The 17,593-nt window shown below is 39.2% G+C and carries 21 protein-coding genes; 7 read left to right on the forward strand and 14 right to left on the reverse strand.

What is annotated here, in order from left to right; all coding sequences use genetic code 11:
- Positions 1–6: 6 nt before the first annotated feature.
- From ACY2A0_RS08185 to ACY2A0_RS08225, 9 genes are all read right to left on the reverse strand, one after another.
- A complete protein-coding gene (locus tag ACY2A0_RS08185; RefSeq protein ID WP_461789071.1) occupies positions 7–369 on the reverse strand; it encodes a response regulator in 363 nt (120 codons plus the stop codon).
- A complete protein-coding gene (locus tag ACY2A0_RS08190) occupies positions 362–943 on the reverse strand; it encodes a chemotaxis protein CheB (RefSeq protein WP_461789072.1) in 582 nt (193 codons plus the stop codon). Before ACY2A0_RS08190 ends, ACY2A0_RS08185 begins: the two co-directional genes overlap by 8 nt.
- Entirely contained in the window at positions 940–1,767 is an 828-nt protein-coding gene (locus ACY2A0_RS08195; RefSeq protein WP_461789073.1) for a CheR family methyltransferase, read from the reverse strand. The genes ACY2A0_RS08190 and ACY2A0_RS08195 overlap by 4 nt, the downstream gene beginning before the upstream one ends.
- Positions 1,767–2,141, reverse strand: coding sequence for a response regulator (locus tag ACY2A0_RS08200; protein ID WP_461789074.1), 375 nt, complete (start codon positions 2,139–2,141; stop codon positions 1,767–1,769). The genes ACY2A0_RS08195 and ACY2A0_RS08200 overlap by 1 nt, the downstream gene beginning before the upstream one ends.
- 10 nt (positions 2,142–2,151) lie before the next feature.
- Positions 2,152–5,748: a response regulator gene (locus ACY2A0_RS08205; RefSeq protein WP_461789075.1), complete on the reverse strand. Its 3,597-nt coding sequence runs from the start codon at positions 5,746–5,748 to the stop codon at positions 2,152–2,154.
- Positions 5,749–5,832: 84 nt separating this feature from the next.
- The gene (locus ACY2A0_RS08210) at positions 5,833–6,963 is read right to left on the reverse strand and encodes an ATP-binding response regulator (protein WP_461789076.1); all 1,131 of its coding nucleotides are present in this window, start codon (positions 6,961–6,963) and stop codon (positions 5,833–5,835) included.
- A gap of 80 nt (positions 6,964–7,043) precedes the next feature.
- Positions 7,044–7,886 (reverse strand): KPN_02809 family neutral zinc metallopeptidase, encoded by an 843-nt coding sequence (gene ypfJ / locus ACY2A0_RS08215; protein WP_461789077.1) that lies wholly within the window; start codon positions 7,884–7,886, stop codon positions 7,044–7,046.
- A 30-nt stretch (positions 7,887–7,916) separates the two neighbouring features.
- Positions 7,917–9,428 carry a glutamate--tRNA ligase gene (gltX, locus tag ACY2A0_RS08220; protein WP_461789078.1) on the reverse strand — a complete coding sequence of 504 codons (1,512 nt, stop codon included), beginning with the start codon at positions 9,426–9,428 and terminating at the stop codon, positions 7,917–7,919.
- Positions 9,429–9,494: 66 nt separating this feature from the next.
- Positions 9,495–10,313: a KilA-N domain-containing protein gene (locus ACY2A0_RS08225; protein ID WP_461789079.1), complete on the reverse strand. Its 819-nt coding sequence runs from the start codon at positions 10,311–10,313 to the stop codon at positions 9,495–9,497.
- 166 nt (positions 10,314–10,479) lie between these two features.
- Here ACY2A0_RS08225 and ACY2A0_RS08230 point away from each other — a divergent pair, with 166 nt between their 5' ends.
- The 4 genes from ACY2A0_RS08230 to ACY2A0_RS08245 all read left to right on the forward strand — a co-directional run bounded on the left by ACY2A0_RS08230 (position 10,480) and on the right by ACY2A0_RS08245 (position 13,817).
- Positions 10,480–11,709, forward strand: coding sequence for a sensor histidine kinase (locus ACY2A0_RS08230; RefSeq protein WP_461789080.1), 1,230 nt, complete (start codon positions 10,480–10,482; stop codon positions 11,707–11,709).
- Positions 11,669–12,172: a DinB family protein gene (locus ACY2A0_RS08235; RefSeq protein ID WP_461789081.1), complete on the forward strand. Its 504-nt coding sequence runs from the start codon at positions 11,669–11,671 to the stop codon at positions 12,170–12,172. Before ACY2A0_RS08230 ends, ACY2A0_RS08235 begins: the two co-directional genes overlap by 41 nt.
- 63 nt (positions 12,173–12,235) lie before the next feature.
- Complete coding sequence (locus ACY2A0_RS08240; protein ID WP_461789082.1) at positions 12,236–12,664, forward strand: hotdog fold thioesterase; 429 nt, start codon at positions 12,236–12,238, stop codon at positions 12,662–12,664.
- 103 nt (positions 12,665–12,767) lie between these two features.
- The gene (locus ACY2A0_RS08245; protein WP_461789083.1) at positions 12,768–13,817 is read left to right on the forward strand and encodes a DNA topoisomerase IB; all 1,050 of its coding nucleotides are present in this window, start codon (positions 12,768–12,770) and stop codon (positions 13,815–13,817) included.
- A gap of 157 nt (positions 13,818–13,974) precedes the next feature.
- Here the strand turns inward: ACY2A0_RS08245 and ACY2A0_RS08250 are convergent, their stop codons facing one another.
- Positions 13,975–14,337 (reverse strand): DUF6249 domain-containing protein, encoded by a 363-nt coding sequence (locus ACY2A0_RS08250; protein ID WP_113638124.1) that lies wholly within the window; start codon positions 14,335–14,337, stop codon positions 13,975–13,977.
- Positions 14,338–14,476: 139 nt separating this feature from the next.
- On the opposite strand from ACY2A0_RS08250, the gene ACY2A0_RS08255 reads away from it, so the two are divergent.
- The 3 genes from ACY2A0_RS08255 (at position 14,477) to ACY2A0_RS08265 (ending at position 16,059) form a co-directional block, all read left to right on the forward strand.
- Positions 14,477–14,803, forward strand: a complete 327-nt coding sequence (locus tag ACY2A0_RS08255) for a DMT family transporter (protein ID WP_461789084.1) — start codon at positions 14,477–14,479, stop codon at positions 14,801–14,803.
- Positions 14,804–14,983: 180 nt separating this feature from the next.
- Positions 14,984–15,565, forward strand: coding sequence for an RNA polymerase sigma factor (locus tag ACY2A0_RS08260; RefSeq protein WP_461789085.1), 582 nt, complete (start codon positions 14,984–14,986; stop codon positions 15,563–15,565).
- Between the two features lie 2 nt (positions 15,566–15,567).
- The gene (locus ACY2A0_RS08265; RefSeq protein WP_461791323.1) at positions 15,568–16,059 is read left to right on the forward strand and encodes an anti-sigma factor family protein; all 492 of its coding nucleotides are present in this window, start codon (positions 15,568–15,570) and stop codon (positions 16,057–16,059) included.
- Positions 16,060–16,088: 29 nt separating this feature from the next.
- On the opposite strand, the gene ACY2A0_RS08270 is transcribed toward ACY2A0_RS08265, so the two are convergent.
- The 4 genes from ACY2A0_RS08270 to ACY2A0_RS08285 all read right to left on the reverse strand — a co-directional run bounded on the left by ACY2A0_RS08270 (position 16,089) and on the right by ACY2A0_RS08285 (position 17,533).
- On the reverse strand, positions 16,089–16,664 hold the full coding sequence (locus ACY2A0_RS08270) for a DUF2911 domain-containing protein (protein ID WP_461789087.1): 576 nt from the start codon (positions 16,662–16,664) through the stop codon (positions 16,089–16,091).
- 59 nt (positions 16,665–16,723) lie between these two features.
- Positions 16,724–16,906, reverse strand: a complete 183-nt coding sequence (locus ACY2A0_RS08275) for a hypothetical protein (RefSeq protein ID WP_461789088.1) — start codon at positions 16,904–16,906, stop codon at positions 16,724–16,726.
- Positions 16,907–17,006: 100 nt separating this feature from the next.
- Complete coding sequence (locus ACY2A0_RS08280) at positions 17,007–17,273, reverse strand: Txe/YoeB family addiction module toxin (protein WP_461789089.1); 267 nt, start codon at positions 17,271–17,273, stop codon at positions 17,007–17,009.
- Complete coding sequence (locus ACY2A0_RS08285) at positions 17,273–17,533, reverse strand: type II toxin-antitoxin system Phd/YefM family antitoxin (protein ID WP_461789090.1); 261 nt, start codon at positions 17,531–17,533, stop codon at positions 17,273–17,275. The genes ACY2A0_RS08280 and ACY2A0_RS08285 overlap by 1 nt, the downstream gene beginning before the upstream one ends.
- Positions 17,534–17,593: the final 60 nt, after the last annotated feature.

The following is a 17,593-nucleotide window of genomic DNA, read 5'->3' on the forward strand; positions in this document are numbered from 1 at the left end:
TAAAAACTATCTTCCTATCAATTCAATTACTTTGTTTTCTAGCTCATCAATATCAAAAGGCTTTGGTAAATAGCTTTCGGCTCCTGCAGTTTGGGCCAAGGCTTTAATATCGTTATTGGCCGAAAAATAAACCACAGGTATCGATTGATAGGCTGGGTGCTTTTTAAGTTCCTGCGTAGCAGCAATTCCGCCAACATCGGGCAGCCAATTGTCCATCAATATTAAATCTGGAACGAAGGCCGCAATTTGGTCAATAATATCGTTGGATGTCGAAGAGGTTTTTGTTTCATAACCAGCACCCTCCAATATTAAGGTGCACAGCTCCAAAATATCTTTATTATCATCGAAAATGAAAATCCGTTTACCCATTTTTTGTCTTTGAAGATAGTGAATTGATATAATTTGCCATTTCTTCTATTTTTAACACTTTTGACACGTTTGCTTTTAAAATTGCTTGCTCCGGCATGTAACTAACCTGCGCTGTTTCTGGATCTTGAACTAAGGCAATGCCGCCATTTTTCAGCACGGTTACCGTACCGTTGGCCCCGTCGGCATTTGATCCTGAAAGCAATAGGCTTACTAGGCTATCGCCGTAGGCATCGGAAGCAGTTTGAAAAGTGACATCAATGGCTGGGCGGGAATAATTTACCTTCTCCGAATAATCTAGTGAAAATGTAAAGTCTTTTTCCACAAGCAGATGATAATCGGATGGGGCAATGTAAATATGTCCCTCTAAAATTTTTTCCTTTTCGTCTGCTTCTTTTACTTTTAGGTCAGTTCGGTAAGCTAGCAAGTCTGTAAGCAACGAGTCGGTGCCTTGCTTACGGTGTACTACGATAATGATTGTAAAATCAATCGAGGCGTCAACTTCTGGGAGCACTTTGAGTAGTACATCTAGGCTTCCAGCAGATCCGCCAATAACCAATGCTCCACACTTTTTCATGTATTTACTTTCCTCCAAATTTTCTCTGATTCCATTCGTTTGTACATCGGTGAAATGGGTGAAAAATCAATCGTTTCTTTTGTGCCCAACGCTAAATATCCTAAATTTTCTAAACTTTGATCAAACAATTGCAACACACGAAATTGCAGCTGTCGGTCAAAATAAATAAGCACATTACGGCATAAAATTAGTTGAAACTCGTTAAATGATCGGTCGGAAACTAAATTATGGGTAGAAAAAATCATTTTGCGGTTCAACTCTTCGTCAAACTTAGCTAAGCTATAATTAGCAGTATAATAAGAAGAAAATTCTTTTGTTCCTCCTGCAGCAATATAATTTTCGGAGTAGCCTTTCATTTGGCTTAAAGGGAACATACCCGCATTTGCTTTTTCTAATACCGTAGGGTTAATATCGGTAGCGTAAATAAGCGATTTGTGTAATAAGTTAAGTTCTTTCAAAATAATGGCTACGGAATAAGCTTCTTCGCCTGTGGAGCAGCCTGCCAGCCAAATTCTAATGAATGGATAAGTATTTAAATTAGGCAATATTTTGCTTCGTAAAGTCCGGTAGAAAGATGGATCTCTAAACATTTCGGTTACGTTAACCGTAACGCCTTCTACAAAATGCTTGAAATAAACATCATCGTTTAAAGTTTTGTACCTAAATTCAGCAAAACTAACATGCTTATCGAGGGTGTATAATCTGGAAAGGCGTCTTTTTAACGAAGCCCGTGAGTAGCCAGTAAAATCATAACCATGATGTTCTAAAACATCATTGATCAAGATTTCAACTTGCTCGTCAGTTATTATTCCAGCGTATGGCACTATAAATATTGGTTTAAAAGTTTAACAAGTTCTTCCACATTAACGGGCTTTGATATATAGCCGTCTGCGCCTGCATCAAGACATCTTTCTCTATCGCCAACCATAGCTTGTGCAGTTACAGCAATTACGGGAATCTCTTTTAAGTCATCATTCTCTTTCATTTTAGCTAGTGCTTGATAGCCGTCCATCTCTGGCATCATCATGTCTAAAAGCACCACGCCAACATCTCCCTCATTTTTAATGATATTGAAACCCTCGGCAGCACTATTGGCAGCTAAACAAGCATACTTTTTAGCAGTTAAAACAGCTTTGAGCGCAAAAATGTTTCTGCTGTCATCATCAATGATTAAAATTTTTTTTAATTGGTTTTGCATAAAAAAGTAGCTAGTTAATTTTGTCGTAAAGCCAAACTCTAAGTAACGAAATCAGCTGATCGATATCCACAGGTTTGGAGATATAATCAGACGCACCTGCGGCGATACATTTTTCACGGTCGCCAAGCATGGCTTTTGCAGTAACAGCTAAAATAGGTAGGTTTTTGTACGCTGCCATTGCCCTGATTTGCTTGGTGGTTTCGTAGCCATCCAGTTCAGGCATCATCATATCCATTAATACCACGTCTATTTTAGGATTAGCTTTAATGGCTTCTAAAGCTTCGCGGCCATCTGTTGCTGGAATCACCTTCATTTTATGAGGCTCTAAGGCTTTGGTTAACGAAAAGATGTTGCGTACATCGTCATCTGCAATAAGCACCACTTTATCTTTCAGTACGTCGTTAAGGTTTTGTAGTGTGGCAGCTTTAGGTTCAATTTTTTTGTTTCCACGCTTTTCTTCCACCAAGTGTAAAAATACCGCTGCCTCATCCAAAATACGTTGATAAGAATGTGCTGTTTTTACCACAATTGAATCTGCATATTGCTTAATTCTGTTTTCTTCGCCTTTAGATAAATTCTTACCAGTAAAGATGATGATGGGCAAGTTTTCCAAACCTTCGCTCTTTTTAATCACTTCTAAGGTTTCGTAAGCATTTTTATCAGGAATACCCATATCTAAGATCACGCAATCAACTTCTTTGGTTTGCAGTGCATCAATACTATCAGAAATATTAGAAGCTACCGTAGTTTGCAAATTCGAGTTACTTAAAAAGTGGCTTAAAGCCTGTGCATGTTGCTTGTTTTCTTCAACAATCAGTACTTTTTTAGGGTTTTTGCTTAATGCATGTTCCAGCTTTTCGAACACCTGTTTCATGTGTTCCAAAGCAAAAGGCTTATCGATGAAATCTACCGCTCCCTTTTGCAAGCTCTGCTTTTTGGCAGATAAAGACGACATGATATGCACCGGAATATGTCTGGTAGCAGGATTACCTTTCAGCTCGTCCATTACCTGCCACCCATCTTTAATTGGCAACTGAATATCTAATAGGATTGCCCTTGGGTTATATTTTTGGGCCATTTCTATGCCGATGTCTCCGCGTACAGCCACTAAGCCTTTGTAGTTTCTTTTGCGGGTGAAATCTAATAACGTTTTCGCAAAGTAGGTGTCATCCTCAATTATAAGAATTACCTTGTCATCAGCCTGAATTTGATCCCTGTCATCAGCTACATCTTCAGGAATTTTATTAACCACAAATCGTTCTTCTTCCTTTTCGTTCAGTGCAACATGGCTTGCGCTAGCCTCTTCTTCCTCCTTAAGTTCGGCAAAAATATCGTCGCTGCGCTCATTGAAATTATGTGGGATATATAACGTAAATGTACTTCCTTCGTTTTCCTTGCTTTCCAGCGTAATGGTGCCACCCAACAATTTAGCGAGCTGTTTACTGATGGAAAGCCCAAGCCCAGTACCACCAAACTTACGGCGAGTCGAACCATCTGCTTGTTGAAACGCTTCGAATACCAATGATTGTTTATTTTTAGGAATTCCAATGCCGGTATCAGAAACGGCAAAACTCAACATGCCATTTTTTTCTTGGTAGCCAATAGATAAACTTACCTTTCCTTGAGAAGTGAATTTGAAAGCATTAGAAAGCAAGTTTTTCAGGATTTGTGATAAACGCATTTTATCGGTTTGGAAGGCATTTGGTGTATCGCCTGAAACTCCAATCACCAAATCTAGGTGTTTATCTTTAGCAATTGGCATAAATAACGAGCGGATATCTGTTGTGATTTCCTCTACACGGACTTCGCTAATTTCCAATTCCATTTTACCGGCTTCAATTTTTGAAAGGTCTAAAATCTCATCAATTAAGCTCAATAAACCTTGTCCAGAACTTTGTATTACAGAAGCATACTCGGTGTATTCCTTAGCCAGTTCTTCGCTATCCGACATCAATTTAGAAAGCAGCAAAATAGAATTTAAAGGGGTTCGCAGTTCATGCGACATGTTCGCTAAAAATTCTGACTTATACTTGGTGCTTTGCTCTAATTGTTCCGCTTTTTGTTTGATCTCTAAATTACGTTCGAGAATCAATTGGTTGCGCTCTTCTAAAAGGGCACTTCTTTCTTCCAGTTCCTGATTGCTTTGAAGCAGCTCTTCCTGTTGTACCCTTAGTTCCTCTTCTGAGGCTTGTATTTTTTGCGTTTGAGCTTCTAATTCTGCATTTAATGCTTCTAGTTCACTGTGCTGCGCTTGTAACTCTTCCGCTTGAGATTGCGTTTCCTCTAAGAAATCTTGCAATTTTTTCCTGTTTTGAGCTGCGTTAATAGCAATACCAATGTTGGTAGAGATATTTTGAACGAAATCTAATTTACGTTGCGGATAGGAATGTACCGTAGCCAGTTCAATAACTCCCATTACCAGTCCGTTTCTTACAATAGGAAAAGCCATTACGCAGCTTGGCTTCGTTTGTCCGGTGGCGTAGCTTATGGTGGCTTCGTGGTTTGGCACTTTCTCAAGTAGAATTAATTTTTCTGATTGGAAAGCCTGTCCAACTAGCCCTTCGCCAATAGCGATTTTTCTTTGTTGTTCTTTAATATTTAATGCAAATCCGCTGGTTAAGTGTAATTGGTCATCATCCTCAAGCAGGTAAAATGCACCCACAAAACTTTTGGTGTGTTCAACCACCGCCGTTAAAATATCGCTTGCTAAAGAGGCGGTGTCTTTCTCGCCCACCATTTTTTCGTTAAGAATTGCAACGCCAGTTTGCATCCAGTCTTTATCCTCCAAGGCATTGAAAGAGCTTTGTAAAGCTTCGGCCATAGTGTTTAATGACGATGACAAAATTCCCAAGCCATCTTTAGAAGTTTCGTGGATCCTAACCTTGTAATTGCCGGTAGATATTTGATGCGCAATGCTTTTAATCGTTTCTATTCGCTTTGCTGTATCTTCATTCACCTGCTGCAGCTGGTTAAATAAAGAGACCCTTTCATTGAACTCGCCACTCACTTTTCTATAAAAGAAAACAGTACTCAGAATCGATAATAGGGCAGCAAGTATGATTAAGAATGGAGAAAAGCCCGCTAGCGAAGTCATTTCTTTGGTTTTTTCGGCTAAAGAACGGCGCTCCTCTATCCTAATTTCCCTAATTAATTTACGTGCGCTATCCATGTAAACTTTACCCTGCAGTAAGGTTTGTTCCAATACTTGTCCTTTTTTTCGTTTGAGCTCAATGGTGCTAACCAAAATTTGCATTCGCTTGTCGATTACCGTTTTAAGCTCCGAAAGTTTTTGTTGCTCATAGGCATTGTCCTGCGTTGCTAAAAAAACACGGTTGAACAGGGAGTCTGTACGGCTGATACTTCTTTCGTAGGGATCTAAAAATACTTCATTACCAGTCAAAAGATAACCTCTTTGTCCTGTTTCAGCATCTTTTAACATCGATACGATATTATCCACGTCATTAATAATGCCATTGCTTTCCACTACTAAATCAGCACTTTTAATCAAGTTTTTGATACTGATGAACGAAGCCGTTGAGCTAATAATGAGTAAGAGTAGAGAGATACCCAAGCCTATGCGAAGGTTACTTTTTAAAGTTAGTTTCATCCGTTAATATTTAGCGTTTCCCTTTCGGGAGGACTTTTAATGAAATTAAATAAATTTCTGACTTGCCATATCGTCGCTCATCAATTAAGCATCTATCTCGGCAACCAGTGGTTCAATAGGTATGGTAAAATAAAATTCAGAGCCTTCGCCATAGTTCGATTTTACATTGATTTGCCCACCGTGTCTTTTGATGATTTCGGAAGAGATATAAAGTCCAATTCCTAAACCCTGAAAACGTTGAGATGTTTCCTCCACGCGATAAAATTTTTCAAAAACTCTTTTTACTTGTTCTGGGCGCATGCCAATGCCATAATCTTTCACCCCTACAAACAGTTCTTTGTTTTTCAAGCTTACCGTTAGCTTAGCTTCGTTGGTGCCTGGCGAGTATTTGATTGCATTAGTTAAAAAGTTGACCACAACTTGTTCAATACGCATTTCATCGGCGAAAATTGGAGTGCTTACTTTTCCTTCCTTTATAATTTTAAAATCTGGGTTGGATTGGTGTAAAACTTCCACAATGCCATCTAACAACTGGTCGAGGTCAAAGTATTGTTTATTAAATTTAAGCTTGCCGCTTTCAATCTTTGAAATATCAAGAAGATCGGCAATAAGGCCGTTCAATTTTTCAAGCTGTATTTGCGCTTTGGAGAGGTGACTTTTTACCAGTTCGATATCGCCTTTGGCTAAGCCGCGTTCCAATAATTGGATATAGCCTTTCACACTCGTAAGTGGCGTTTTAAGTTCGTGGCTGGCAATGCTAATGAACTCGTCTTTTTTGCTTTCGGCGGCTTTTCTAAATTCAATTTCCTCTAAAAGTGCTTTCTGTATTTCGTTTAGCTTTCGGCTTTGTTCGTAAATACGGTAAAAGGTTTTAATTTTCAGCAGGAGAATGTTAATGTCTACCGGTTTGGTAATATAATCGAGCCCGCCAGAAGAGTATCCTTTTGCGATGAACCTAAATTCGGTATTTGCAGCCGATAAGAAAATAATTGCTGTTTCTTTAGCTTTGCTGTAACCGGAAATCACTTCCGCTACTTCAAAACCATCCATTTCGGGCATTTGTACATCCAAAATGATGAGTACGTACGAATTTTTAAGCACTTTTTTGAGTGCTTCTTCTCCCGAACCAGCTGTATCTACTTCAAAACCATGTTTTTCGAGAACGTTTTTCAAAGAAATGAGGTTCTCTGGAGTATCGTCAACAAGTAAGATCATCCTCAAATGTAAATAAAAATGATTGGATAAAAATTTTATTTAAAACTTACCGCAGTATTCCAATTGGTTTTCGAAAACTTTCAAAAGCTTTCAGAGCTGAAAGTGTTGCCTTGATTGATGTTGCCTGTGTCAAATCCTTTTTTAAACCATTGCATGCGCTGGGCAGAGGTACCATGCGTGAATGAGTCGGGAACTACCTGGCCTGTAGCCTGCTTTTGCAGTTTATCATCTCCAATGGCGTTTGCTGCGGTTAAGGCTTCTTCCAAATCTCCGGGATCAAGCCTAAAATCCTTTAGATTTTGTGCATGATGCGCCCACAAGCCAGCGTAAAAATCTGCTTGCAGCTCCAACATCACCGAAAGCTTATTGTATTCTTTTTCGCTTAACCTGCCACGAGCTTGCTGTACTTTTTCAGATGTTCCTAACAAGTTTTGTACGTGGTGGCCAACTTCGTGAGCAATTACATAGGCTTGGGCAAAATCGCCGGCAGCACCAAACCTGTTTTTCAGTTCTTCAAAAAATGAAAGGTCGATGTATACTTTGCTATCGGCAGGGCAATAAAAAGGGCCAACTGCAGATGAAGCGCCGCCACATGCGGTTTGTACACCATCGGTAAACATGCGCAAACGTGGATGCTGGTACTGTAAGCCCATCTGTTCAAATTGGGCATCCCAAACTTGTTCAGTTGATTCCAACACACCGCTTACAAATTTTTTCTGGGGATCATCGTTTGGTGAGCTTCCAGTGGTAACATTAGCTTGGTCTGACGCACCCGGCAATTGACTTACCAAACCCGTTAAATCTTGACCAAAAAACAAACCTAATATTACTACAATAACGCCCAAACCACCTCCAAGGGCGAGTTTGCCGCCACCTCCGCGACCGTCCTCTACGTTGTCGCTACCTTTTCCGAACCATTGCATAGCTTGATATATTTGAAATCAAACACCAAACTAGGCATTAAGTTTTGACAAACCGTAGGCAATTCTATTTTGTGTTTCTTCTTTTCCTAGAAACTTAACGATATCAAACACGCCTGGGCCAAACTTGCCGCCAACTAACATCATACGCAAAGGCAACATCACTTCACCAGCTTTTAAGGATTTGCTTTCGGCTAGGGCTTTAAATGCACTTTCCAGTTCTGCTGCGGTTGTCTCAATATTTAAAGTTTGTGCAAAAGCTTCAAAGAAATCAGTTTTTTCGGCAGTCCATTTAGGGGCAATGGCTGATATATCGTAATCCTGAGGTGCTACAAAGAAATAGCCCAACTGGCTCACAAAATCCGACAGTAAGGTGCATCTATCTTTTACCAAACTAATAGCAGTCGCCAGTTTTTCACCATCTGTAATGCTTATACCAGCTCCACTAAGTTCCGTTTGTACGTTTGTAAGTAGCTGCTCAACAGGTGAGTTTTTAATCCACTCGTGGTTGAACCATTTTGCTTTTTCAAAATCGAATTTGGCTCCCGCTTTACTGATGCGTTCAACACTGAAGCTATCAATTAATTCGTTTAGCGTAAAGATTTCTTTATCGGTTCCATCATTCCAACCTAATAAAGCCAGAAGGTTCACGAAAGCTTCAGGCATGAAACCTAGTTCCTTAAATCCTTTGGTCAAATCACCAGTTTTGGGATCAGTCCAGTTCATGGCATAAACCGGGAAACCCAGCCTATCGCCATCGCGTTTGCTTAACTTTCCGTTGCCATCAGGCTTTAAAATTAGTGGCAAGTGCGCCCAAGCTGGCATCTCATCGCCCCAGCCCAAATATTCCCAAAGTAACAAATGTATAGGTGCTGATGGTAACCATTCTTCTCCTCTAAAAATATGCGAAATTTGCATGGCACGATCGTCAACCACTACCGCTAGGTGATAAGTAGGCATTCCGTCTGCTTTAAGTAGTACTTTATCATCAACCAAATTGGTGTCAAAAGTCACTTCGCCCCTAATCATATCGGTAAAAGTTACTTGCTCATTTGAAGGCATTTTAATGCGAATTACATGCGGTGCATTTTGTGCTAACAACTCACTAACTTCACTTTGAGTAAGTGTTAATGAGTTGCGCATTTGCATACGGCTTTTTTGACCGTACAAGAAATTTGGTTCTTGCGCTCTTTTTTCCGTTAGCTCTTCGGCTGTATCAAAGGCGTAGTAAGCATAGCCGCTATTAACTAATTGCTCGGCATACTGTCGGTAACTTGGTTTGCGCTCGCTTTGTCTGTACGGACCAAAAGCACCAGGTTTTTGTGGGCTTTCATCAGGTGCGATGCCGCACCATGCTAAACAATCTACAATATACTCTTCTGCTCCCGCCACAAAACGGGTTTGGTCGGTATCTTCAACCCTTAAAATAAACGTTCCGTTATGTTTTTTAGCAAATAAGTAATTGAAAAGGGCGGTTCTAACACCCCCTAAATGTAAGCCTCCAGTTGGGCTTGGCGCAAATCTTACTCTAACTTCTTTGTTCATGGTTATGTTAAGCATGTAATGTTGGCTTAGGACAGGTAAATACCATAATGCTTGGCCAAATCTTTTTTATTTCAATTTTTTTAAAGCTTTGCTCTCTAATAGTGATTTCATTTGAGTAATGGCAACTTTGTTGAGTTGTTTTAATCGTTCGCTTTGTGTTAAACTTTGTCGAATAAGTAAAGCGTTTATGCTTTCCATATTACTTAGTACCACCAACTGCTCTAACGTAGCATAATCTCTAATATTCCCTTTCTTATCTGGATTAGTATCTTTCCATTCTTTTGCTGTAATTCCAAATATGGCAACATTTAGCAAATCGGCCTCATTAGCATATACGATATTTGCCTGCTGTCTGGTAATTTCTAGAGGGATAAGGTTTTCTTTTATGGCATCCGTATGTATATGGTAATTTACTTTCGATAAGGTGCGTTGTAAATCCCATCCTAATTTCAACCTATTATTTTCATCTTCTTTAAGACGTTGAAATTCGTTGATAAGATAAATTTGAAACTCGGGGCTTAGCCACATAGCAAAGTGAAACGCAATGTCTTTATGTGCATATGTGCCGCCATAACGGCCTGCTTTTACTACTAAGCCAATTGCTTTTGTTCTTTGTATCCACTGTCCTACAGACATAATGAAACGGTTTACTCCGGCTTCCTGTCCAATTACCCCGAATTCGGGGTAATTAAAACTTGAATTGTTAATTTTTTCCCAAGCGCCCAAATACTCCAAAGTATTTTTGTTGGTAATCCACTTGCCTATTAATCCACTACTTTCGTTAAAACTACTAGTCATATCGGTAAGGCTAATAAAATCGGTTTCGTTTTGAGTGATAACGGCAATTGCTGATTCCTTAACCTTTAAAATTCTTCCTTTTGACATATAATTACAGTTGTGCGATATAAAACTTCGTCGCACTAAGTAGAACGCAAAGATATGTTTTTCTTCGGTTTTATGTCTTTTTGATGGGTGGGGAAGCGATTACACTTTTTAAAAAGCACAATGCTTTTATCGTTTTTCCGTTCTGATATTGTATTTTGCAACTCAAATGAATCCCTATCAAAAGAAGCGACGTTGGAAACTTTTCCTGCTGATATTTGCCATCGTTATTGGGGCGGCATCGGTGGTGTACACCAATTTTTTTGTTAAAAAGATGGAAAGGGAGGAAGCCACCCAGTTTTTACTTTGGGTTAAAGTGGCCGAGCAACGGATGTTAATGTACGATAACGAGCAGCTGACAGACGTTTTCGAAACCATTAAAAAGAACAATAAAATGGATGTAATCATCACTAAGACCGATGGCTCCATTTATTTGTGGGATGGCTTAGATACCACCAAAACATTTTATCCAGACAATAAAGCCAAGCAATACGATTCGCTTTACTTTGTGAAGCAGTTGCATAAAATGAAAGAGCAGCACAAGCCAGCTAAAATGAAGGGGATTGATGATGAACCACTCATTGCTTATTACAAAGATTCGAGCATGCTGACACAGCTACGATTTTTCCCATACATTCAGTTAGGTGTAATTGCTTTATTTTTACTTACTGCTTACGTTGGATTTAGTGCAGCTCGGCGGGCTGAGCAAGATCAAGTTTGGGTAGGAATGGCCAAGGAAACTGCGCATCAGCTAGGCACACCAATATCTTCTTTAATGGCATGGACAGAGCTCATCAAAACCCGATTCGATGCCCAGGAAGATCCTTTAGTGGCAGAAATGGAAAACGACATTCAACGGCTGGAAATTATAGCCGATCGTTTCTCTAAAATAGGGTCTAAGCCACTTTTGGAAGATCATGTCGTTTATGTGGTCATCAACAACTTTGTAGATTATTTTAAAGTAAGGGCTTCAGAAAAGATTAATTTCCAAATTACAGGCGATACCCAAGTGAGGGCTATGTTATCGATACCATTATTTGATTGGGTAATTGAAAACTTATTAAAAAATGCGGTAAATGCCATTGATAACGACGGTACCATTACTGTAAATATCATTGAAAACCTCACCAAAGAAGAAGTATTTATTGATGTAACAGATACTGGAAGGGGCATTCATCGATCGAAGTTTGATACGGTTTTTCAACCAGGCTACACTACCAGAAAAAGAGGATGGGGCTTGGGCTTATCGCTAACCAAGCGTATCGTTGAGAATTACCACCGAGGCCAGATTTTCGTGAAAGAATCAGAAATAGGAAAGGGAACAACCTTCCGCATCATTTTAAAAAGCAGTATCACTTATGAACCAACCACAAACACCAGAATATCCCCGTTGGGCTGAGAAATATATCAGTTTAGTAGGAACTGATGTAGTGTCAACTTTGTCAGCACAGGCAACTGAATTTCCCGCCTTTATGCAAGGCTTACAAGCAAAGGCAGATTTTGCCTACGCACCTGGAAAATGGACCATTAAAGAATTACTCGGACACATGATCGATACCGAAAGGGTGTTGGTTTACCGCTTAATGTGTATTGCCCGTGGTGAAAAAGCTTCGTTGCCAGGCTTTGATGAGGATAGCTATGTAGCTCATGCACACTTTGCGCAAAGTGAATTGTCCGACTTGGCAGAAGAATTTGGATTGCTTAGAAAAGCCAATTTATTTTTGATTAAATCTTTAAATGAAGAAGAATTGAATAGAAAAGGCGTGGCAAATGATTTAGAAATTAGTGTAAGGGCGGTTGTTTTTGTGTTAGCGGGGCACGTCATCCATCATCAAAAAATTATTGAGGAAAGATATTTATAGTCGAATTGATAAAGTTTGTACGGTTACATTTTGACTTTTTATTTTTGACTTTAAATTTAACATATGATTTGGTTCAAAGAATTTACGCCTGAGCAGTTGAATAATCGCCCTAAAAACCATATTGGAGCGTTACTTGGTATTGAGTTCACGGAAGTTGGTGAAGATTACTTGGTGGCTACCATGCCGGTAGACGAGCGTACGCACCAGCCCGCAGGAATTTTGCATGGCGGCGCTTCGGTAGTTTTGGCCGAAACATTGGGGAGCATTGCATCTTATATGTGTATTAATCCTGATAAGCACATTGCCGTTGGCTTAGAAGTAAATGCCAATCACATTAGGCCGGTAAGCAGTGGTTTCGTAAAAGGTGTATGTAAGCCGCTTCACATTGGGGCAAAAACGCATCTTTGGGAAATCAAATTATATACTGATAAAGGTAAAATGAATTGCGTGAGCCGACTAACGGTGGCGATTTTGCCTAAACCACAAGGGTAGCGGCGCATTACCACCTTACATCAATATTTAGCTCCTTAAAATTTCGCGTAGCCAGCAACAAAACTATTTGCGCTTAATTGTTGTTTTTGCCATAAATAGCATCATGGTAAGCACAGCTGATATCATTAATAATAGTCAATTAGTTTTTGTTAGTCCCGAAAAGGGCGGGATTTACCGTAAAGGAGTTCCTGGCAAGTTCAAATATGAAGATCATAAAGGGAATACGGTTACCGATTCCAATGCTTTAGAGCGCATACAGAAACTGGTTTTGCCTCCAGCTTGGACTAACGTTTGGATATCGCCCAAGAAAAATGGTTACCTGCAAGCTATTGGGGTTGATGCCGCTGGTCGCAAGCAATATCGTTATCATCAAGAGTGGGTTAACAGACGATCAAACCATAAATATTTCAGACTGCTAGAATTTGGAAAGGCACTACCCAAAGCCAGGCTGCAAGTGGAAAAAGATTTACGCCGACGCAATTTCGATGAACGTAAAGTGCTGGCGCTTTGCGTAAAAGTTTTACAGGAAACTTTGATCAGAATTGGTACGGCGGCTTATGAAAAAAGCTATAATAGCTACGGATTAAGCACGTTGAAGGACAAACATTTGAAGCAAAAATCTAACGGCACATTTTTATGTTTTGTTGGAAAAAAAGGAGTGAGCCAAGAAGTGAAGCTTACCGATAAGCGCTTGGCTGCATTAGTTAAAAAAAGTCGGGATATCCCCGGACAAGATTTGTTTCAATACTACGACGCAAACAACCAACGGAGAGCGGTAGATTCTGGGATGATCAATCAATACATTAAAGAAATTACTGGCGATGACTTTACCGCAAAAGATTTTAGGACTTGGGGTGGCACTTTGGAAGCGTTAAGACAGCTAGCCATTTGTAGTAACGAAAACCCAGACATTTCTGCGAAGAAACACGTGGTTGCCGCCTTGGATTGCGTAGCGGCCAAATTGGGAAATACTCGTGCTGTTTGTAAAAGTTCCTACGTTTATCCATTGGTGTTGGAAGCGTTTGAGAAAGGTGAGTTGAAACGTTACCTTAATAAAATAGCCATAAGCGAAGTCGACGAACGTAAGGCCTTAAGAAATGACGAAGCGGTACTGATCAAGTTCCTCAAAGCGATGAAAGGAAGTAAAGCTTAGCGATAGCTTGGAGATTTGCGAAGTTTTCGAAACTTCGCAAATCTTACAGAAAATAAAGCATTAAGCTTATACTTGGCAACGGTGAGCCTAGCATTTTTGACTAAAACAAAAAACCACGATGCTTTAGCGTCGTGGTTTCCTAAATAAAAGGTCATTACTATGGTTGTTGGTCAAGCCATTTCTTCTCTATCACATAAGATGTAATTAAGCCTAAACCGCCGAAGATGAAAATACTTCCGAAATAGATAGCTACTGCTTGTCCTTGTTCTGCATCCTTCATTTCGCTTCCAAAAACTCCTCTAACTGTAAATAATGCCACCAATAAACCTAAGCCTAGTCCAACCAGTAATAGCCCAAATTTTAAACTGATAAATGGTTTTGGTGTTGCTTTTCTAAGTCCCGGATCAATTCCTCTTTCAATCATGGCCATCTTCTCTTTATTAATCAAATATCTGATGCCAAAAACCAAGGAGAATGAGCCTATAAATAGCACAATTGGTATTAATTCTTTGCCTCCCATAACTTTATAATTTTTTGTTAAATGTTCTTTTTAATTTCTCTGAATCGTGTTCTGATAGCTATGACAACCTCAAAAAAAAATAGGTTACACCCTGCCATTAAAAAAGTTAATTTTGCTGCTATACTAAATAAATAATAAGATGAATTGGGTGATATTAATAATTGCAGGCTTATTTGAAGTGGCCTTCGCTTCTTGCTTAGGAAAAGTAAAAGAAACATCTGGCGCCGAGGCCGCTTGGTGGTTTGCTGGCTTTTTAATATCGCTAACTATTAGCATGCTTCTGCTTATTAAAGCAACACAAACTTTGCCCATAGGTACAGCTTACGCCGTTTGGACTGGCGTTGGCGCAGTGGGCACCGTACTAATGGGCATTTTCTTTTTTAAAGATCCGGTAAGCTTTTGGCGGGTGTTTTTCATCATTACCTTAATAGGTTCCATTGTGGGCTTAAAGGCCGTTTCGCATTAACGTAATGTTTTTTATGATTTGTGGTTGCGGGTTTAGATGATTAGGCATTGCGGAGAGCATTCATCTAGTAGACTAACCTGCAACAATTAAACGGTTAGACAATTAACCTTTAGAAGCCTCTTTAAACTAATTTCGTAAATTGCTGTAACCCGAATTAAATACTTTGCGTCATAGTAAGTAATGCAGCAAATAGCCACAGATTTAGAACTCATCAACTCCATTTTAGCTGGGAATACGGCTAATTATGCCCTGTTGGTGGGCCGTCATCAGCGGTTTGTGTTCACACTGGCCTTGCGCTTTGCAAAAAATAGGGAAGATGCCGAAGAAATTGCTCAAGATTGTTTCATTAAGGCTTACAAAGCATTGGGAACTTTCAAGCAAACTTCTAAGTTTTCTACATGGTTGTACACCATCACCTATACAACGGCAATGACTTATTTGCGCAAAAAGAAGTTAAATTCGACTTCTATTGATGATGAAGAACAAGTGCTGCAGTTGGCGAATACCAATAGTGCTTTTGATGCTGATTTAGTGGAAAGAAAATCTAACTATAAATATTTAAACGAAGCCATAGCGATGCTTTTGCCGGATGACGCTGCTATTATCACACTTTTTTATAAAGCGGAGCAAAGTTTAGAAGAGATTGGCATTGCACTTGCCATGGATCCTAACACGGTGAAGGTGAAGCTGCATAGAGCGAGACATCGTTTGAAAGATAAATTACAATTTTTGTTAAAAGATGAAACAAAGGAGTTAATATGACAATGCAAGAAGAACAACTTTGGAACTATATTGATGGCAATTGCTCCGATGCGGAGAAACTAGCTATCGAAGCTAAGCTATCAACTGATGCTGCGTTCAGCAATCTTTATCAGCAATTGCTGGAACTAAATCAAATCATTGCTGCAGAAACGGAGATTGATGAACCTTCCATGTCATTTACACGAAATGTAATGGACAAGGTACAGCATGAAATTGCTCCTGTCCAGCTTAAAACTCGAGTTGATTCCCGTATTATTTATGCCATCGGAGGATTTTTCTCCGTTACATTGCTAGGGATTTTGGTTTATGCCTTCGCTACCGCAAAGTTTACGGTTGGCAAACTAATTCAAATTGATTTAGATGCCGACATAGACAAACTAATTAATCCAACGGTAATGATGGTTTTCGTGTTTGTGAACGCAGGTTTGCTATTGATTTATTTAGATTTTTATCTCCGAAAGGGATTGAAAAAGGCACAAAAAAAGGGAGAATAATTTCTCCCTTTTTTATTTGTTGATTTTCTTTATTTCTTAAACTGGATGGGTAATATGGTTTGCGTATTGTCCCAAGCCATTACCAAATTAGCACCTTCAGCCGTTTCTACAAAAGTCATAGAGAAAGCATCCACGGTTTTTTCTGGTTTACCCACAGGGATATCCACTCTCAATATATCTTTCTTTTCATCATAGGTAAAAGCGCCCCATTTATCAGTTTGCTTATTGATGATGATGGTCCACTTATCCTTATTTGGAATGGCGAACATGCTGTACCTGCCGGCTTTTACTTTTTTGCCATCAATAGTAACAGCTTTGTAAAACTCAATCTCTGTATTTTCGTTAGCACCTAGGCGCCAAACTTTATCAAATTGCTCCAACACACCAAAAATTTCTCTGCCTTTTTTCTGCGGACGAGAATATAGAACTCGAATTACGGGAGCAATTGCTTCCTTAGCTTTTGAAGTGTTTAAGGGATAGTACACCACATCAAGCGGACTTGCGTCTACCTTTGGGAAAACTATCGCAGCATCATTAGGTGTATTTTGGGCTTTTACGGCTCCAATGCTAGCCAATAGCAGCACCAATAAGTATATCTTTTTCATTAAATATGACTGTGCTAGGTTATTGTCCAGTTAATTTTGGATAAATTAAAGCTAGGCAACTAGTATTGTCTGCCTTTAACTACTTTGTTTAAAAATACGCCGCCAAAAATTAGTCCGATAATAGCCGCTAAAAATAGGTAGCCGATGTGCAAAGTAACAGCCGAAAATGCTAATACAAAAGCAACCATGCCTATTACGTACCAAACCCAGTCAAAATTGTTTTTATTTTCTGAAGTGCTCATTTTTTTAACTTTTGTGGCAAATTTAGTTATTTCAATACAAAATAAGGCATTTGTTTGATAAGATTTTCTAGAGGAAGTTGTTATAAGCAATCAAACTCAACTAGTAGTGAAATCTGCATTGAATAATTGAACACTGTTGATCTTTTCCTTTGCCAGAAACTTGGTAGACTATCCTGTGTTCTCCAGTTATTCTTCTTGACCAAAACCCTTTCAGATTATAGCGCAATGGCTCTGGCTTTCCGGAGCCGTGGAAAGGTGTTCTTTGTATTTCTTTGATCAATGACCTGATTTTATGTTCTACTTCTTGATCGTTATCCATCCAGTACTCGAAATCTTCCCAAGCCTCAACGGTAAATAAGATATTCATTACTTTTCGGTTAGCTTGAATTCTCTCATGTTTTTATTTTTCAAGCTTTCTATTGATGCTTGAAGCCTATTCCTGTTGTTTTCAGAAGACAATAGATGAGCTGTTTCTGTTAAGGCATTGTATTCTTTAATTGAAATTACTACAACCGCATCATCCTCGTTATTATTTCTTGGGATAACCAAAATATCTTCAGATGAGCTTACTTCGTCGAAATAAGACTTCATATTATTTCGTAATGATGTAATAGTGACTGCTTTCATAATTTTGAATATGTACGTTCAAATGTACGCAATAAAGTACGTATATGAAAATCGTCAATC

This window comes from Pedobacter sp. (genome assembly GCF_965249885.1).
Classification (GTDB): Bacteria; Bacteroidota; Bacteroidia; order Sphingobacteriales; family Sphingobacteriaceae; genus Pedobacter.

Excerpts from the sequence above, each read along its gene's own strand:
- ACY2A0_RS08185 (WP_461789071.1), bottom strand. The coding sequence starts at position 369 with ATGGGTAAACGGATTTTCATTTTCGATGATAATAAAGATATTTTGGAG.
- ACY2A0_RS08190 (WP_461789072.1), bottom strand. The coding sequence starts at position 943 with ATGAAAAAGTGTGGAGCATTGGTTATTGGCGGATCTGCTGGAAGCCTA.
- ACY2A0_RS08200 (WP_461789074.1), bottom strand. The coding sequence starts at position 2,141 with ATGCAAAACCAATTAAAAAAAATTTTAATCATTGATGATGACAGCAGA.
- ACY2A0_RS08205 (WP_461789075.1), bottom strand. The coding sequence starts at position 5,748 with ATGAAACTAACTTTAAAAAGTAACCTTCGCATAGGCTTGGGTATCTCT.
- ACY2A0_RS08210 (WP_461789076.1), bottom strand. The coding sequence starts at position 6,963 with ATGATCTTACTTGTTGACGATACTCCAGAGAACCTCATTTCTTTGAAA.
- ypfJ (WP_461789077.1), bottom strand. The coding sequence starts at position 7,886 with ATGCAATGGTTCGGAAAAGGTAGCGACAACGTAGAGGACGGTCGCGGA.
- gltX (WP_461789078.1), bottom strand. The coding sequence starts at position 9,428 with ATGAACAAAGAAGTTAGAGTAAGATTTGCGCCAAGCCCAACTGGAGGC.
- ACY2A0_RS08225 (WP_461789079.1), bottom strand. The coding sequence starts at position 10,313 with ATGTCAAAAGGAAGAATTTTAAAGGTTAAGGAATCAGCAATTGCCGTT.
- ACY2A0_RS08230 (WP_461789080.1), top strand. The coding sequence starts at position 10,480 with ATGAATCCCTATCAAAAGAAGCGACGTTGGAAACTTTTCCTGCTGATA.
- ACY2A0_RS08235 (WP_461789081.1), top strand. The coding sequence starts at position 11,669 with ATGAACCAACCACAAACACCAGAATATCCCCGTTGGGCTGAGAAATAT.
- ACY2A0_RS08240 (WP_461789082.1), top strand. The coding sequence starts at position 12,236 with ATGATTTGGTTCAAAGAATTTACGCCTGAGCAGTTGAATAATCGCCCT.
- ACY2A0_RS08245 (WP_461789083.1), top strand. The coding sequence starts at position 12,768 with ATGGTAAGCACAGCTGATATCATTAATAATAGTCAATTAGTTTTTGTT.
- ACY2A0_RS08250 (WP_113638124.1), bottom strand. The coding sequence starts at position 14,337 with ATGGGAGGCAAAGAATTAATACCAATTGTGCTATTTATAGGCTCATTC.
- ACY2A0_RS08255 (WP_461789084.1), top strand. The coding sequence starts at position 14,477 with ATGAATTGGGTGATATTAATAATTGCAGGCTTATTTGAAGTGGCCTTC.
- ACY2A0_RS08260 (WP_461789085.1), top strand. The coding sequence starts at position 14,984 with ATGCAGCAAATAGCCACAGATTTAGAACTCATCAACTCCATTTTAGCT.
- ACY2A0_RS08265 (WP_461791323.1), top strand. The coding sequence starts at position 15,568 with ATGCAAGAAGAACAACTTTGGAACTATATTGATGGCAATTGCTCCGAT.
- ACY2A0_RS08270 (WP_461789087.1), bottom strand. The coding sequence starts at position 16,664 with ATGAAAAAGATATACTTATTGGTGCTGCTATTGGCTAGCATTGGAGCC.
- ACY2A0_RS08275 (WP_461789088.1), bottom strand. The coding sequence starts at position 16,906 with ATGAGCACTTCAGAAAATAAAAACAATTTTGACTGGGTTTGGTACGTA.
- ACY2A0_RS08280 (WP_461789089.1), bottom strand. The coding sequence starts at position 17,273 with ATGAATATCTTATTTACCGTTGAGGCTTGGGAAGATTTCGAGTACTGG.
- ACY2A0_RS08285 (WP_461789090.1), bottom strand. The coding sequence starts at position 17,533 with ATGAAAGCAGTCACTATTACATCATTACGAAATAATATGAAGTCTTAT.